Source organism: Halopelagius inordinatus (assembly GCF_900113245.1).
Classification (GTDB): domain Archaea; phylum Halobacteriota; class Halobacteria; order Halobacteriales; family Haloferacaceae; genus Halopelagius; species Halopelagius inordinatus.
This window is the reverse complement of record NZ_FOOQ01000001.1, coordinates 1,173,109-1,185,621: the sequence shown is the minus strand read 5'-3', so window position 1 is coordinate 1,185,621 and position 12,513 is coordinate 1,173,109. Positions and strand designations below refer to the sequence as shown.

Sequence of the window (12,513 nt, the reverse complement as noted above, 5' to 3'; positions counted from 1 at the left end):
GGTATGGTCTTGAAACGGTCAGACTCCGAACTGTCCCGCGGCGACGACGCGCCGTTCTTCTCGCTTCCGGGCGCGGACGGGCGGACGTACTCGCTCGACTCCTTCGCCGACGCGGAGGCGTTGCTCGTCGTGTTCACCTGCAACCACTGCCCGTACGCGGAGGCGAAACGCGAGGAGTTGAACCACCTCGCGGACTCCTACGACGGACTCGCCGTCGTCGGCATCAACCCGAACGACGCCGAGGAGTACCCGGACGACTCCTACGAGGCGATGCGCGAACGCGTCGAGGAGGGCGAGGTTCGATTCACCGCCTACCTCCGCGACGAGTCCCAAACCGTCGCCCGAGAGTACGGTGCGGTCTGTACGCCCGACCCGTTCCTCTTCGAACGCACCGACGAGGGCTTCGAACTCGTCTTTCACTCGCGCATCGACGACGCGATGTCCCCCGACGAGGAACCGACGGAGTACGAGATGCGAACCGCCGTCGAAGCGGTGCTGAGAGACGAGGAGATACCCGTAGAGGAGACGCCCTCGCAGGGCTGTTCGATCAAGTGGCGCGACGAGTGATCAGTCGTCCGAGTCCAACTCCGAAGCCTGTTCGAGGGCCTCGCGGGCGCTCTCGACGGCAGTCTCTTTTTTCGCCGGGTAGGCTTCGACTTTCGCGCGGAGCGTGAGTCCGCCGCCGCGGCGGACGTCGCCTTTGAACGCGGCCTGTTTGTCCAACCGCATGAACAGTTCGCAGTTCTCGGTGACTCGGTCGTCGAGTTCGTCGAGAAGCCCCTCGAAGTCGGGCAGGTCCGAGAGTCGCGCGAGGACGTGGCGAACGTCGGTGGCGTTCTCGACGCGCGCCGAGAGGACCACGATTCGGTCACCGTGGTGGCCGGTGCTGACGGTGCGTTCGACCTCGAACTCCTCGGGGAGAAAGGCTCGAAGCGCGTCTTCGACGCGCTTCTCGTCTTCGGTCGCGTAGCAGAACGTGCGAAGGTCTACGTAGTGGAACGGGACGCGCGGCATTCTTCGTTGTGGGTTCGCACCGCGCGCGGAAAAGCCCGCTTATTCTTCGTCTTCGTCGGCCGCGTCGAGTTGGTCCTCGGAGATGCCGACTTCCTGTCCGTCGTCGAAGCTCACGGTGTACGTCGGGTCGCCGAACATCGTCTCTACGACCTGCGTGATGGTTCCGACTTCGCCGTCGAACTCGCTGTGTTTGTCGTGCAGGACGACGGTGTCTTCTTTTTCGAAGGACATGGCCAAACGGTCGCTCCGAACGGTCAAAAATGGACTGATTCGACGACTGCCCGCCGTTGGCTTCCCGACGTGGACGACGACTGCGTCGCCGAGACTGCCGCCGACCCGCCGGGCGTCCCGAACGAAGCCTCCTTTATCGACCGGGTCGAATCGCGCCCATGCAGACCACGGACGTTCGACAGAGTCGTCCCTCCGACGGAGCGAGACGCAGTCCCGCCGGCGAACCGCGTTCGGTTCGCCGCCGATAGATGACGGTCGACGGCCTCTGGTTTCTCGCCGACGAGGCGACACAGAGCGCGGAACAGGCGTACCACAGACTCAGACAGCGGCATTCGGACTTTCTCCGGCGGACGCACACCCGCCGCGTCGGCAGGCGTCGGTTTCGAACGCTCGCGCGGCGAGTGAAATCCACCGGGACACCCTACGGCGCACAGACCATCGTCCACCGCGACACCGGGGAGGTACTCCTCGTCAGACACGAGGGCGCCGGCATGTGGGTGTTACCTGGCGGCGAACTGCGGCGGGGAGAGACCTACCGCGAGGCGGCGGAACGCGAACTCGAAGAGGAGGCGGGCGTCTCGGCGGACTACCGCGGACTCGCTATGGCGAACCGAATCGACATCGCCTGCGAGGACCACTCGACGTGGGGCGTCCTTCCCGTCTTCGAGGCCGCGGCGACCCAACTCGACCTGTCGGTTCGCGACCCCGACGGCGAGATTTCGGCGGCCGAGTGGTTCCCTCTCTCCGACCTGCCCGACGGCACCCGCGACCGAGACGACATCCTCGCGTGGCGCGAACGCGCGCGGACGTGACGCGACTCCGACTCACTCCGGGCTTTGGTCTCCGCCCGCCGCCGTCTCCGCGTCGTCCACGTGTTGACCCCAGAAGCCGGGGTGCTTCGTGACCGTCACGTCGCCGAGAACGCGCGTCTGACAGGCGAGTCGCACCCCCGAGTCGGCGTCGTGCGGCGGCGCGGACAGACGCCTCCGTTCGCGGGAGTCGGGGTCCGACACCTCGCCTTCGACCGAGACGGCGCACGTCCCGCACGTCGCGTGGCCGCGGCAGTTGAGCAGCTTCGACCCCCCGTTGTGCGGCGTCTCACCGGCCGCTAACAGGGCATCCCGGAGGACCTCTCCCCGCTCGCACTCTATCTCCGTACCTCGATAGTCAATGACTGGCATATATTCGAGTACGCGCGCCGGGCGTAAAGGCGTGTCTCGCGACGCCTCGGTGGGCCTAAATAGCGGGACTCCTTCCTGTCGGGTATGCGAACGAGTCGACGCGCCCTCCTCGCCGCGACGGGTGGCGCACTCGCTGCCACGGCCGGTTGCCTCGGAAGCCTCCCCGGTTCGTCGGGCGGCGCAAAGCCCTCCTGCGACGTCGGAGAGCAAGAGACGGTGCAGGAACTCCCGCACCCGACGCTCGGACCCGACGACGCGCCCGTGACGGTGGACGCCTACGAGGACTTCGCGTGCCCGCACTGCGCGACGTACAGCACCGACATCTTCCCGCAGATACGCGAAGACTACGTCGCCTCGGGCGACGTCCAGTACCGCTTTTTCGACTTCCCGCTTCCAGTGAACGAGCAGTGGTCGTGGGGCGGTGCCGTCGCCGCGCGGGCCGTCCAAGACCGGACCGACTCGGAGACGTTCTTCGAGTACGCCGAGTCGCTGTTCGAAGAGCAGGACCAACTCACGAGTTCGGGCCACCAACTCGTCCACGACGCCGCGGAGGACCACGACGTGGACGGCTGTCAGGTCATGGCCGCCGTCGAACAGGACACGTACCGACCGGTCGTCGAGGCGGGTCGAACCCGCGCCACCGAGAACGGCTACAGTTCGACGCCCACCGTCGTCGTCGGCGGCGAGGCGTTGGACGCCTACAGCTACGACGCCATCTCGTCGGCCATCGAACGCAAGCTGTAAGCGGGGGAGATTTCGATGGAACTCGGCGATATTCTACGCCGTCTCAAGCGGCCGTTGCTCTACCTGATGGCTCCGGCGTACGTCGTCGCGGGCGTACTGCATTTCGTCGTCCCGGAGTTGTACGTCCAGATAGTCCCGCCGGTCTTTCCGGCCGCACTCGCACTCGTGTATCTGTCCGGCCTCGCGGAGATAGCCGTCGGAATCGGGCTGTTGATTCCCCGGACCCGACGGTACGCGGCGTGGGGAACGGTCGCGTTGCTCGTCGCAGTCTTCCCGGCGAACGTCTACATGGCGACCCACGGAGTCGTCGTAGAGGGAATGCCGGGCGGCGGCGACCCATCCGGCCTCGTTCGGTGGGGACGGCTTCCGCTCCAGGGCGTGTTGATTCTGTGGGCGCTCTGGTACACTCGGCCGCCGGCCGAAACAGACGCCCGGTAGCGTCGCGGACGGCAGTCGATTCGCTCACTCGACGCTGAGTCGCTCCGAGGACGGTTTCGAGACCACCGGCTGCTCTCGCGGGTCGCGGTTCAGCCGTCCAGTCCCGGAACGTCGCCCGTCGGCGTCGGAAGCGCCCTGAGTTCTCGCGGCGGGACGAGGAAGTTCCCGCGGTGTTTCACGAAGATATACTCCAAGATACCGTTGTTCACTCGCTGGCGGATGGTGGGCACGTCCGTCAGGTCGTCGCCGTTCATCGCCGCTCGGACCTCCTCGAAGTCGGAGATACGCCGTTGGAGCGTCGGGAAGTGAAGACTCGCCGTGTCGTCGTCCGTGGACTCGACGTGGCGGCGCAGGATGCGGACGTTCCCCTCCTCGTCGCGGTTCGCTCGCGCGGCCTTCTGCGCGTGGCCGACGCGTCCGAACTCCATCGCGTGGTCTCGGATGTCGTCCACCATCTCGTCGGTCACTCCGCTGTCGTCACCGAGGTTCTCGCCGACGCCCTCGACGAGTCCCTCCGACGCGTGGACGGGCGAGAACATCTCGGACACCCGGTCGTCGAAGTCCTGTTCGACGTACCAGTCCTGCAGGCGTTGGCGGACGTTCGAGACGTGCTTCGTCGTCCCGCCGGCGAACGGCCCCTCGCCTATCGTGACGTAGTCTTCTGTCGCCTGCGTCTTCGCGAACCCGGCTTTGAACCCCATGAACAGCGGCGACTCCTCGGGCACCGGGTTGGTGTCCGGAATCCCCTTCAGCCCGTCCTGTCTCTCGGCGGGCATCCCCGGCCCGACGAACCCCGTCCGGCGCGAATCGACGTCGAACACGTCGGTCAACGTCGATTCGACCTCGATTCCGTTGGCCGTCTCGGACTCCCCGCGGAGGGCTTGCTCGGCTTCGAGGACGGCGTCCGCGCGGTCCGAGGCGAGGTGGACGAGGGCGTCCTGTCGGTCGAACTCGGGCGTCTCGAACGACGATAGCGACCGCGGTTCGGGCAGGTCGATGCCCTCCGGAAGGGGAGCGTCGAACCGCGAGAAGTACCGCGGCGAGTAAGCGACGGAGTAGACGACGCCTTCGTTGCTCCGTTCGTACGCCTCGTCGAGCGTTCGGAAGGCGGACTCGACGGTGCGTCGGTCCTCGTCGCTCGGCGGCCCGTCGCCCGGGAGCGTCAGATACAGAAACACCTGATGGCGCGGCAGTTCCACGTTGCCGTCGTCGTCTCGGCGGACGACGTCGTTCCACGCGTGCTGTCTGCTCGGGAGCGAGTCGGAGTCGGTCGTCCCTCGCGGAATCGGCTCTCGGTCGTCGAGGCGGCTCGTACAGGCCGACAGCGCCGTCGCGCCGCCGACGGCGACGGCTGCCTTCACGAACTCGCGTCTGGACGTCCCGCCTCCGTCGAACATACCCAGCGTAGGGAACTGCGAGAAAAAGGGGTTCTGGTGCGACCCGCGAACGACCGGTTTTTGGTCGGTGACGCCGACGTGTCCGTATGGACGGACGACGGAGCGAACGCGTGCGTCTTGCCCTCGCCGTGTGGGCGGTGTTGGTCTCGCAGGTGCTCGTCTACCCCGGCGTCTCTGACCTCGTCGTCGCCCTCGGCGGGTCGGGTGACGTGAACGCGGGGATGTGGTTTCTCGTGGCGGAGTTCGCGGCGTTCGTCGTCTTCGCCGGCGTCTGGGGGGCCGCGAGCGACGCTCTCGGACGGCGTAAACCGCTCGTCGTCCTCGGCGCACTCGGCGGGGCGGGCGGCTATCTCCTCCTCGTCGCCGCCTCCGCTCTCGGACTCCCGTTTTCCGCGATACTCCTGATTCGCGCCCTCGGCGGAGCGATGACTATCGGCGCGTTCTCGCTGTCTATGACCGCGCTCGCGGACCTCTCGGGCGGCAACGGCCGCAACATGGGCGCGGCGGGCATCGCCATCGGTCTCGGGGCGGCGCTCGGGTCCGTCGTCGGTGGGCTACTCGCCGACGTAGACCCGTTTTATCCGCTGTACGGCGCGACGTTTCTCCTCTTTGCCACCGCGGTGGTGGTCGCGACGGCCCCCGACCGGACGCCCGACGGCGTCCGGATTCGGCTCGGTCCCGCGCTGTCCCGACTGAGCGAGAAGCCAGTGCTCGCTGTCCCCTACGCGTTCGGGTTCATCGACCGCATGACGGCCGGATTCTTCGCGCTCGTCGGCGTCTACTACTTCCGCGAGACGTTCGGACTCGACGCGTTCGGGGCGGGCCTCGCACTCGCGGCGTTCTTCCTACCCTTCGCACTCCTACAGTATCCGTCCGGTATCCTCTCGGACCGCATCGGTCGGTTCACGCCCGTCGTCGTCGGCTCCGTCTGTTTCGGGCTCTCCATCGTCGCCGTCGGACTCGCGCCGACGCTCGGACTCGCCGTGGCCGCGATGGTCGTCGTCGGCGGGTTCGGCGCACTCGTCGCCCCGGCGACGATGGCGCTCGTCACCGACGTGGCCGCCCCCGAGGAACGCGGGGCGGCGCTCGGCGGCTTCAACGTCTTCGGCAGTCTCGGCTTTCTCGCCGGGTTCGTCGTCGGGGGCGTCGCCACCAGCACGGCGGGCTACCTCGCGGCGTTTCTCGCCGTCGGGCTCTCCGAAGTCGCCATCGCCCTCGTCGCCGCGCGGGCGGTCAGTCGACTCGCACCCTCGCGGACCGGCGGGCAGTCGCTCTCGGCGGACGACTGACCGCTTCGTTCGCCATAGCTGTGGCCGAACGGGCGGTTTGTTCGGATGGGGGATGTCAAAATATCCGTTCGTACACGTCTCTCCCGCCCACCCGAAACATCAATACGGTGACGTTCGATACAGTACTGGGGTAATCGCCCCGACCGCGGAGGAATCTATGACAGGGACGAACGACTCAGACGGAGCACCCGTGAACGTCGAACGGTGGGGAGACACCGTCACTGACGACGCGCCGCCGACCGACCAGTTGTTCAAAGTGCTCGCAAACACTACGAGACGACGGACGCTGTGGTTGCTCTTGGACGACCCCCGGACGACGGTATCGGAGTTGGCGGACACGCTGGTCGGGTGGTGGGCCACAGAGAACGCCGTCGTCGCCCCCGAGGACCGAGAGCGAGTCGCGACGGCGCTGTTTCACGTCCACCTGCCGATACTCGAAGACAGCGGCCTCGTTCGGTTCGACTCCGACGACGGCGAGATACGACTGTCTGCGCTCTCCGAACCGGTCCGCGACCTGATTCGACTCGGCTACCGATACGAACAGGTGACGGGGGCCCCGTAGCGACGGCGTTTCGGCGACGACGGTTCAGCGCTGGCACGAACCATGACTCTCGCATCGATACTCGAAGAAGCCGAGAACCGCCGGAAGACGGTGGTCTACCACGCTCCAGAGCCGGGTGACTTCAGAGAGCAGTTCGACGTGCGGAACGTCGACGTCGAGTTCAGGAAGATTCCGAACGGGGGCCCCGAGCCGTTTCTGACGATTCTCGAAGACGGGCAGTTTCGCGGCGCGATAACCCTCGAAAACCTCGAGACGTTTCTCTGGCCGCCGATTACCCACCCGTACGACGTGACGGAACTCTCCCCGGAGTACCGGGCTCTTTTCGAGTTGCTGGACGACACGGTGTTCGCTTCGCTGACGCGGCGGCAACTTCTCGCCACCTCTCGGGAGTTCGAGGACCGCGCCTGGCGCACGGGCCGCGGAGCGTTCCACGTCGGCTTCCAGTCGCTCTCGGCGTTCCGCGCGCAGGCGCCGCTCTACCGTCAGATGGCCGCGGAGACCGACCTCGACATCCACGTCTACTGCGACTTCGACGGCGCGACTGACGAGTTTTCGGACTGCGAGGTGACGCTTCACCCAGTCTCCCGGGACGGCGTGGGGCGATACTGGTTTCTCGTCTTCGACGGCGGGGGCGACGACGACAGAAAGAACGCGCTCGTCGCCGAACAACGGACGGAGGGGACGTTCTACGGCGTCTGGACCTACGACGCCGCTCTCGTCGATTCGGCGCTGGCCGAACTCGGCTGAACGGCGACCCCGCGCGTCTCACGCGCTGTCTGCCCCCTCACGGCCCGCACTCCGCCTCAGTCGTGTCCGGAGACGCGGACGGGTTCGTAGGGCTCTTCGAGATACTCCATATCTGAATCGGAGAGGTCGATATCGAGAGCTTCGACGGCGTCTTCGAGGTGTTCGATGCTCGTCGTACCGACGATGGGCGCGTCCACCCACTCTTTGTGGAATAGCCACGCCAGCCCTATCTGGGCCATCTTCACGCCCTTCTCCGCGGCGAGTTCCTCGACGCGTTCGTTCACCTCGCGGCCGCCGCCTTCGAGGTACGGGTGGCCGTGCGCGAGTTCGTCAGTCTCGCCGCGCGTAGTGGACTTTGCCTCCTCGTGGGGGCGTGCGACCCACCCGCGCGCCAGCGGCGACCACGGGATGACGCCGACGTTCTCTTTCTCACAGAGCGGTAGCATCTCGCGTTCCTCCTCGCGGTAGAGGAGGTTGTAGTGGTTCTGCATCGTCGCGAACCGTTCGAGTCCGAGGCTGTCCGCGGTGTGGAGGGCGTCGGCGAACTGGTGTGCCCACATCGACGACGCGCCGACGTACCGCGCCTTCCCGCGGCGGACGGCGTCGTCCAACGCGCGAAGCGTCGTCTCGATGGGCGTGTCGTGGTCGTATCGGTGAATCTGCAGGAGGTCCACCGCGTCCATCCCGAGTCTGTCGAGGGAGTTGTCCAGTTCCTGTTCGATGGCTTTCCGCGACAGACCGCCGGAGTTCGGGTTCTCCTCGTCCATCGGGAAGTACACTTTCGTCGCGACGACGGCTTCGTCGCGGCGGCCCTCCAACGCCTCTCCGAGGACGCGTTCTGACTCGCCCTCCGAGTACATGTTCGCGGTGTCGAAGAAGTTGATTCCGAGTTCGATGGCCCTGTCGACGAGTTCCTTCCCCTCCTCTTCGTCTAACACCCACTCGCGCCAGTCGCTGGTGCCGAAACTCATACATCCGAGGCAGATTCGCGATACCTCCATGCCGGTGTCTCCGAGCGTCGTATACTCCATGCGCGAAGGTACCATCCCGCGCCGCGACAAAGAAGCCACGGGAGGCGGCCCGGACGGCCGGTGAATCCGCCGTTTCGGACGGTTCTCGGGGGGTGAGAGCCGTACGTCCGCTTTATCGACCGACGGAGCGTACTCTCCGGTGAGAACGAACCGACACTCGGTCCGTTCGGAGCACAGCCATGACCACTACTGCCCTCACGCGAAAACTCCTCGCGATACTCGCGGTGTTCGTCCTCCTCGTCGGCACCACGGGCGTCGTGAGCGCTCAGACAGACACCCCGTTCGGCGGCGCTATCACCGTCGAAGCGGGCGAAACACACGAGGGTGACCTCCGAGTCGCCGGCGGGTCCGTCGTCGTCGCCGGAACGGTAGACGGGAGTCTCCAAGTCGCCGCCGGACGCGTCGTCGTGACCGACACCGGCCGCGTCACCGGAGACGTCGCTGCGGCCGCGGGCTCGGTCACTATCGACGGCGCAGTCGACGGCGACGTCTCCGTCGGAACCGCCTCGCTCGTCGTCGGCGACGCCGCCGTCGTCGGCGGTTCGCTCGAAGCGGGAGCCGCAGACGCCCGAATCGACGGGACCGTCGCGGGCGACGTGACGGTCGGAGCGGACACGTTCGTCGTCGGCCCCGGAGCCGATATCGGCGGCGACGTAGTGTACGACGCCGGAACCGTCACCGTCTCCGAGGAGGCCACCGTCGGCGGCACCGTCACCCGAGACGACACGCTCGGCCAGACCGCGCCCGTCTTCGACGGACGGAGCGGTGCCACGAGCGCAGTCTCTACGGCTCTCGTAGCCCTCTACGGGTTCTTCGCGAACCTCGTCCTCGGCGCACTCCTGCTCGCCGTCGCTCCCGGGTTCGCGCGCCGCGTCACCGACGTCGCGACGACCGAGGCGGCAAAGAGCGCGGGCGTCGGACTGCTAGCACTCGTCGGTGTGCCCGTCGTCCTCGTCTTGCTCGTGGTGACCGTCGTGGGCATCCCCCTCTCCGTGGCCGGGTTCGCCGCCTTCGGGCTGGTCCTGTGGGCCGCGGCCGTCTACGGGGCTCTCGTCCTCGGGACCTGGCTCCTGTCGCTCGCGGACTACGACCAGCGGTGGGTCGCCCTCTTCGTGGGCGTCTTCCTGGTCTCTCTCGCGGGACTACTCCCGTTCGGCGGCGTCGTCCAGTTCGCCGCCCTCGTCGTGGGTCTCGGGGCGTTCGCGCTGGCACTCCGCGACCGGATGCCGGACGACGACGAGGGAGGAGACGCGACCGTACGAGAGGAACCCCCGACCGAGGGGTCCCAGCCGGTCTGACCCCGCTCGTTTTTCCGACGCGGAACGTCCACATACACGAACAATTATTAGGATACTGGCGGATGTGATACCATGACAATGGATTACGAAGCCGCGGTGAACTCGTTCGAGTGGGACGTTCCCGAGCAGTACAACCTCCCCGCGGTCATCGAATCTCACGCCGATTCGTTCGGCGACCGAGTCGCCCTCCGTTTCCGGGACTCCGAGGGCGTCCGCGAGGAGAGGACGTACGCCGACCTGCGCCGGGAGATGAACCGCTTTGCCAACGGGTTGGAGGCGGAAGGCGTCGAGGCGGGCGACCGGGTGTTACATCTCCTCCCGCGACATCCGGACGTGTTCGCGATTCAACTCGGCGCGCTGAAACGCGGCGCGGTTCTCGTCCCCTGTTCGTCGATGCTCAAGCCGAAAGACATCGCCTATCGGGCGTCGGACTGCGACGCGGCGGCCGTCGTCGCTCACGAGTCTCTCGTCGGGATGGTAGACGCCGTCCGCGAGGAGACGCCCCTCTCTACGTTCGTCTGTTTAGACGGCGACCGAGAGGGGTGGGAGTCGTTCCGCGAGGTGACCGACGGACGCGCGGAGACGCACGACGGACCCGAACTCCGCGCCGAGGACCCGATGTCGATAAACTACACCTCGGGGACGACTGGGCAACCGAAACCGGTGATGCACCGCCACCGGTGGATGCGGTGTTTCGAACTCGTGAACGCGCCCTACTGGTGGGGCGTCACCGCGGACGGCGTCGTCGCGCCGGGGTTCGAGGAGTCCGAGGTGCCGAACCTCGAAGACGAACTGCTGTGGGCGACGACCGGAACCGGGTGGGCAAAGTGGTTCTGGAGTCCCGTTGGCGTCGGACTCACCACGGGCGCGACGCAGTTGCTCTACGAGGGCGAGTTCGACCCCGAGACGTTCCTCTCGGTGATGGAAACGGAGGAGGTGACCCGCCTCTGTGCCGTCCCGACGCAGTACCGCATGTTCGCGCAGGCGGACCTTTCGGCGTACGATATCTCCCTCAGAGCGGCCCTCTCCGCGGGCGAACCGCTGAACCGAGAGCCGATAGAGGCTCTCGAATCCGCGTTCGGCGTCACGCCCCGCGACGGGTACGGACAGACCGAGACGGTCGCTCTGGTCTCGAACTACCCCGGAATCGACGTAAAGCCCGGAAGCATGGGCAAACCGACGCCCGGCCTCGGGACGACGATAATCGACGACGACGAGGCGGAAGTCGGCGCGGGCGACATCGGAGAAATCGCCGTCCCCGTCGACTGTCCGGGTATCTTCGACGGCTACTTCGAACGCGAGGGCCTGGACCGCGAGACGTTCGCGGGCGACTACTACCGCACGGGTGACCTCGCCTCTCGCGACGAGGACGGCTACTTCTTCTTCGAGGGACGGGCGGACGACATCATAATCTCCGCGGGCTACCGCATCGGCCCGTTCGAGGTGGAAGACGCCCTCGTTTCGCACCCCGCCGTCGCGGAGGCGGCCGCCGTCGCCTCGCCGCACGAGGAACGCGGCGACGTGGTGAAAGCGTACGTCGTCCTCACGGAGGAACGCGAGGCGTCGGACGAACTGGTGACCGAACTTCAGGAGTTCATGAAAGCGGAGACGGCCCCCTACAAATACCCCCGCCGGGTGGAGTTCGTCGAGGAACTCCCGAAGACGTCGAGCGGAAAGATACGCCGCATCGAACTCCGAAAGCAGGAAGAAGAGACGTTCGGACGGTAAGCCGCAGTCCGGACCCCCGTCCGTTCGAGTCCCGTCCTCAGACGTGGTCTCTCGGCATCAGGTCCTCGTACTCCCGTGCGGCCATCCACTCGCAGAGTTCTACGAGTTGCTCCGTGGCCGCCTCGAACAGTCTTTCGCCTTTCTCGGCCGTGGCGTCGGTCTGGTCGCCGAGGACGCCGTTTTCCGTGTTGTCGGCCGCGTCGTAGAACGTCCGCGACCCGTGTTTCACCGTCTCCGCGGCGTCGACGCTCGGAACGCCGCCGTCTCTCGCCTCTTCGAGGCGGTCCTCGCGGACCAACTCGGAGCGGAGATACTGGATCATCGCCGTCTCCTTCGGCCCGCCGTGCGGCCCGTTCTGTTCGAAGAGGTCGTCCACCAGGTCTGGGATGCTCTCGTTCCACATCCACTCGACCGCGAACGCCGTCTCGTCCTCCCGGAGGCGGGCACCGACCTCCCGGAGGTGGGGGACGTTCCCGCCGTGGGCGTTCACGTAGACGACCCGGTCGATGCCGTGTTCCGTGAGGTTCCGCGTCAGAGACTCCATGTACTCTCGGAACACCTGCGGTTCGACCCACATCGTCCCGTGGAACTGCCGGTGGTGACCGCTGACGCCGACGTTCACGGTCGGCGTGCAGAGATAGCCCGTCCGGTCGGCCGCCTCTCTGGCGAACGCTTCGGCGATGAGGTGGTCCGTCGCCTCCGGGAGATGCGGGCCGTGCTGTTCGGTGGACCCGGTCGGAACCAACGCGAGCGATTCGTCCTCGAAGTACTCGCCGAGGTCAGGCCACGTTTCGTCTCCGAGATACATCGTCGGTACGTCGGGCGGGCACGACCAATAGTGTGGTGTGAAACG

At 66.6% G+C, this 12,513-nt stretch carries 15 protein-coding genes; 9 read left to right on the top strand and 6 right to left on the bottom strand.

Annotated elements, in window-relative coordinates:
• The first annotated feature begins 3 nt into the window (after window positions 1–3).
• On the top strand, window positions 4–567 hold the full coding sequence (locus BM167_RS06165) for a thioredoxin family protein (protein WP_092890262.1): 564 nt from the start codon (window positions 4–6) through the stop codon (window positions 565–567).
• On the opposite strand, the gene BM167_RS06160 is transcribed toward BM167_RS06165, so the two are convergent.
• Together BM167_RS06160 and BM167_RS06155 are read right to left on the bottom strand one after the other, a co-directional pair.
• Window positions 568–1,014 carry an RNA-binding protein gene (locus BM167_RS06160; RefSeq protein WP_092890259.1) on the bottom strand — a complete coding sequence of 149 codons (447 nt, stop codon included), beginning with the start codon at window positions 1,012–1,014 and terminating at the stop codon, window positions 568–570.
• A gap of 39 nt (window positions 1,015–1,053) precedes the next feature.
• Window positions 1,054–1,245 carry a DUF1918 domain-containing protein gene (locus BM167_RS06155; protein WP_092890256.1) on the bottom strand — a complete coding sequence of 64 codons (192 nt, stop codon included), beginning with the start codon at window positions 1,243–1,245 and terminating at the stop codon, window positions 1,054–1,056.
• A 248-nt stretch (window positions 1,246–1,493) separates the two neighbouring features.
• Between BM167_RS06155 and BM167_RS06145 the strand changes: the two genes are divergently transcribed.
• The gene (locus tag BM167_RS06145; RefSeq protein WP_092890250.1) at window positions 1,494–2,057 is read left to right on the top strand and encodes an NUDIX domain-containing protein; all 564 of its coding nucleotides are present in this window, start codon (window positions 1,494–1,496) and stop codon (window positions 2,055–2,057) included.
• Between the two features lie 12 nt (window positions 2,058–2,069).
• Here BM167_RS06145 and BM167_RS06140 read toward each other — a convergent pair whose 3' ends face one another.
• A complete protein-coding gene (locus BM167_RS06140) occupies window positions 2,070–2,426 on the bottom strand; it encodes a 2Fe-2S iron-sulfur cluster-binding protein (RefSeq protein WP_092890247.1) in 357 nt (118 codons plus the stop codon).
• Between the two features lie 84 nt (window positions 2,427–2,510).
• Between BM167_RS06140 and BM167_RS06135 the strand changes: the two genes are divergently transcribed.
• Both BM167_RS06135 and BM167_RS06130 read left to right on the top strand, forming a co-directional pair.
• Window positions 2,511–3,170: a thioredoxin domain-containing protein gene (locus BM167_RS06135; RefSeq protein WP_092890244.1), complete on the top strand. Its 660-nt coding sequence runs from the start codon at window positions 2,511–2,513 to the stop codon at window positions 3,168–3,170.
• A 15-nt stretch (window positions 3,171–3,185) separates the two neighbouring features.
• Window positions 3,186–3,608, top strand: a complete 423-nt coding sequence (locus BM167_RS06130; RefSeq protein ID WP_092890240.1) for a DoxX family protein — start codon at window positions 3,186–3,188, stop codon at window positions 3,606–3,608.
• Between the two features lie 89 nt (window positions 3,609–3,697).
• Here the strand turns inward: BM167_RS06130 and BM167_RS06125 are convergent, their stop codons facing one another.
• Entirely contained in the window at window positions 3,698–5,005 is a 1,308-nt protein-coding gene (locus tag BM167_RS06125) for a DUF7405 family protein (RefSeq protein ID WP_092890237.1), read from the bottom strand.
• Between the two features lie 86 nt (window positions 5,006–5,091).
• On the opposite strand from BM167_RS06125, the gene BM167_RS06120 reads away from it, so the two are divergent.
• The 3 genes from BM167_RS06120 (at window position 5,092) to BM167_RS06110 (ending at window position 7,603) form a co-directional block, all read left to right on the top strand.
• Window positions 5,092–6,294, top strand: coding sequence for an MFS transporter (locus tag BM167_RS06120; protein WP_092890234.1), 1,203 nt, complete (start codon window positions 5,092–5,094; stop codon window positions 6,292–6,294).
• 157 nt (window positions 6,295–6,451) lie between these two features.
• The gene (locus tag BM167_RS06115; RefSeq protein ID WP_092890231.1) at window positions 6,452–6,856 is read left to right on the top strand and encodes an ArsR/SmtB family transcription factor; all 405 of its coding nucleotides are present in this window, start codon (window positions 6,452–6,454) and stop codon (window positions 6,854–6,856) included.
• Window positions 6,857–6,898: 42 nt separating this feature from the next.
• Window positions 6,899–7,603, top strand: coding sequence for a DICT sensory domain-containing protein (locus BM167_RS06110; protein ID WP_092890228.1), 705 nt, complete (start codon window positions 6,899–6,901; stop codon window positions 7,601–7,603).
• 56 nt (window positions 7,604–7,659) lie between these two features.
• On the opposite strand, the gene BM167_RS06105 is transcribed toward BM167_RS06110, so the two are convergent.
• Window positions 7,660–8,634, bottom strand: coding sequence for an aldo/keto reductase (locus tag BM167_RS06105; protein WP_092890225.1), 975 nt, complete (start codon window positions 8,632–8,634; stop codon window positions 7,660–7,662).
• Window positions 8,635–8,813: 179 nt separating this feature from the next.
• On the opposite strand from BM167_RS06105, the gene BM167_RS06100 reads away from it, so the two are divergent.
• Window positions 8,814–9,932 (top strand): DUF8173 domain-containing protein, encoded by a 1,119-nt coding sequence (locus tag BM167_RS06100; protein ID WP_092890222.1) that lies wholly within the window; start codon window positions 8,814–8,816, stop codon window positions 9,930–9,932.
• A 72-nt stretch (window positions 9,933–10,004) separates the two neighbouring features.
• Window positions 10,005–11,660, top strand: a complete 1,656-nt coding sequence (locus BM167_RS06095; protein WP_092890219.1) for an acetate--CoA ligase — start codon at window positions 10,005–10,007, stop codon at window positions 11,658–11,660.
• A gap of 37 nt (window positions 11,661–11,697) precedes the next feature.
• Here BM167_RS06095 and BM167_RS06090 read toward each other — a convergent pair whose 3' ends face one another.
• Window positions 11,698–12,468 carry a creatininase family protein gene (locus tag BM167_RS06090; protein WP_092890215.1) on the bottom strand — a complete coding sequence of 257 codons (771 nt, stop codon included), beginning with the start codon at window positions 12,466–12,468 and terminating at the stop codon, window positions 11,698–11,700.
• Between the last annotated feature and the right edge of the window lie 45 nt (window positions 12,469–12,513).

What these genes read in the sequence shown, in the direction of transcription:
- BM167_RS06090 (WP_092890215.1), bottom strand. Translation starts at nt 12,468, where the DNA reads ATGTATCTCGGAGACGAAACGTGGCCTGACCTCGGCGAGTACTTCGAG.
- BM167_RS06165 (WP_092890262.1), top strand. Translation starts at nt 4, where the DNA reads ATGGTCTTGAAACGGTCAGACTCCGAACTGTCCCGCGGCGACGACGCG.
- BM167_RS06115 (WP_092890231.1), top strand. Translation starts at nt 6,452, where the DNA reads ATGACAGGGACGAACGACTCAGACGGAGCACCCGTGAACGTCGAACGG.
- BM167_RS06140 (WP_092890247.1), bottom strand. Translation starts at nt 2,426, where the DNA reads ATGCCAGTCATTGACTATCGAGGTACGGAGATAGAGTGCGAGCGGGGA.
- BM167_RS06130 (WP_092890240.1), top strand. Translation starts at nt 3,186, where the DNA reads ATGGAACTCGGCGATATTCTACGCCGTCTCAAGCGGCCGTTGCTCTAC.
- BM167_RS06120 (WP_092890234.1), top strand. Translation starts at nt 5,092, where the DNA reads ATGGACGGACGACGGAGCGAACGCGTGCGTCTTGCCCTCGCCGTGTGG.
- BM167_RS06100 (WP_092890222.1), top strand. Translation starts at nt 8,814, where the DNA reads ATGACCACTACTGCCCTCACGCGAAAACTCCTCGCGATACTCGCGGTG.
- BM167_RS06110 (WP_092890228.1), top strand. Translation starts at nt 6,899, where the DNA reads ATGACTCTCGCATCGATACTCGAAGAAGCCGAGAACCGCCGGAAGACG.
- BM167_RS06095 (WP_092890219.1), top strand. Translation starts at nt 10,005, where the DNA reads ATGACAATGGATTACGAAGCCGCGGTGAACTCGTTCGAGTGGGACGTT.
- BM167_RS06105 (WP_092890225.1), bottom strand. Translation starts at nt 8,634, where the DNA reads ATGGAGTATACGACGCTCGGAGACACCGGCATGGAGGTATCGCGAATC.
- BM167_RS06135 (WP_092890244.1), top strand. Translation starts at nt 2,511, where the DNA reads ATGCGAACGAGTCGACGCGCCCTCCTCGCCGCGACGGGTGGCGCACTC.
- BM167_RS06155 (WP_092890256.1), bottom strand. Translation starts at nt 1,245, where the DNA reads ATGTCCTTCGAAAAAGAAGACACCGTCGTCCTGCACGACAAACACAGC.
- BM167_RS06160 (WP_092890259.1), bottom strand. Translation starts at nt 1,014, where the DNA reads ATGCCGCGCGTCCCGTTCCACTACGTAGACCTTCGCACGTTCTGCTAC.
- BM167_RS06125 (WP_092890237.1), bottom strand. Translation starts at nt 5,005, where the DNA reads ATGTTCGACGGAGGCGGGACGTCCAGACGCGAGTTCGTGAAGGCAGCC.
- BM167_RS06145 (WP_092890250.1), top strand. Translation starts at nt 1,494, where the DNA reads ATGACGGTCGACGGCCTCTGGTTTCTCGCCGACGAGGCGACACAGAGC.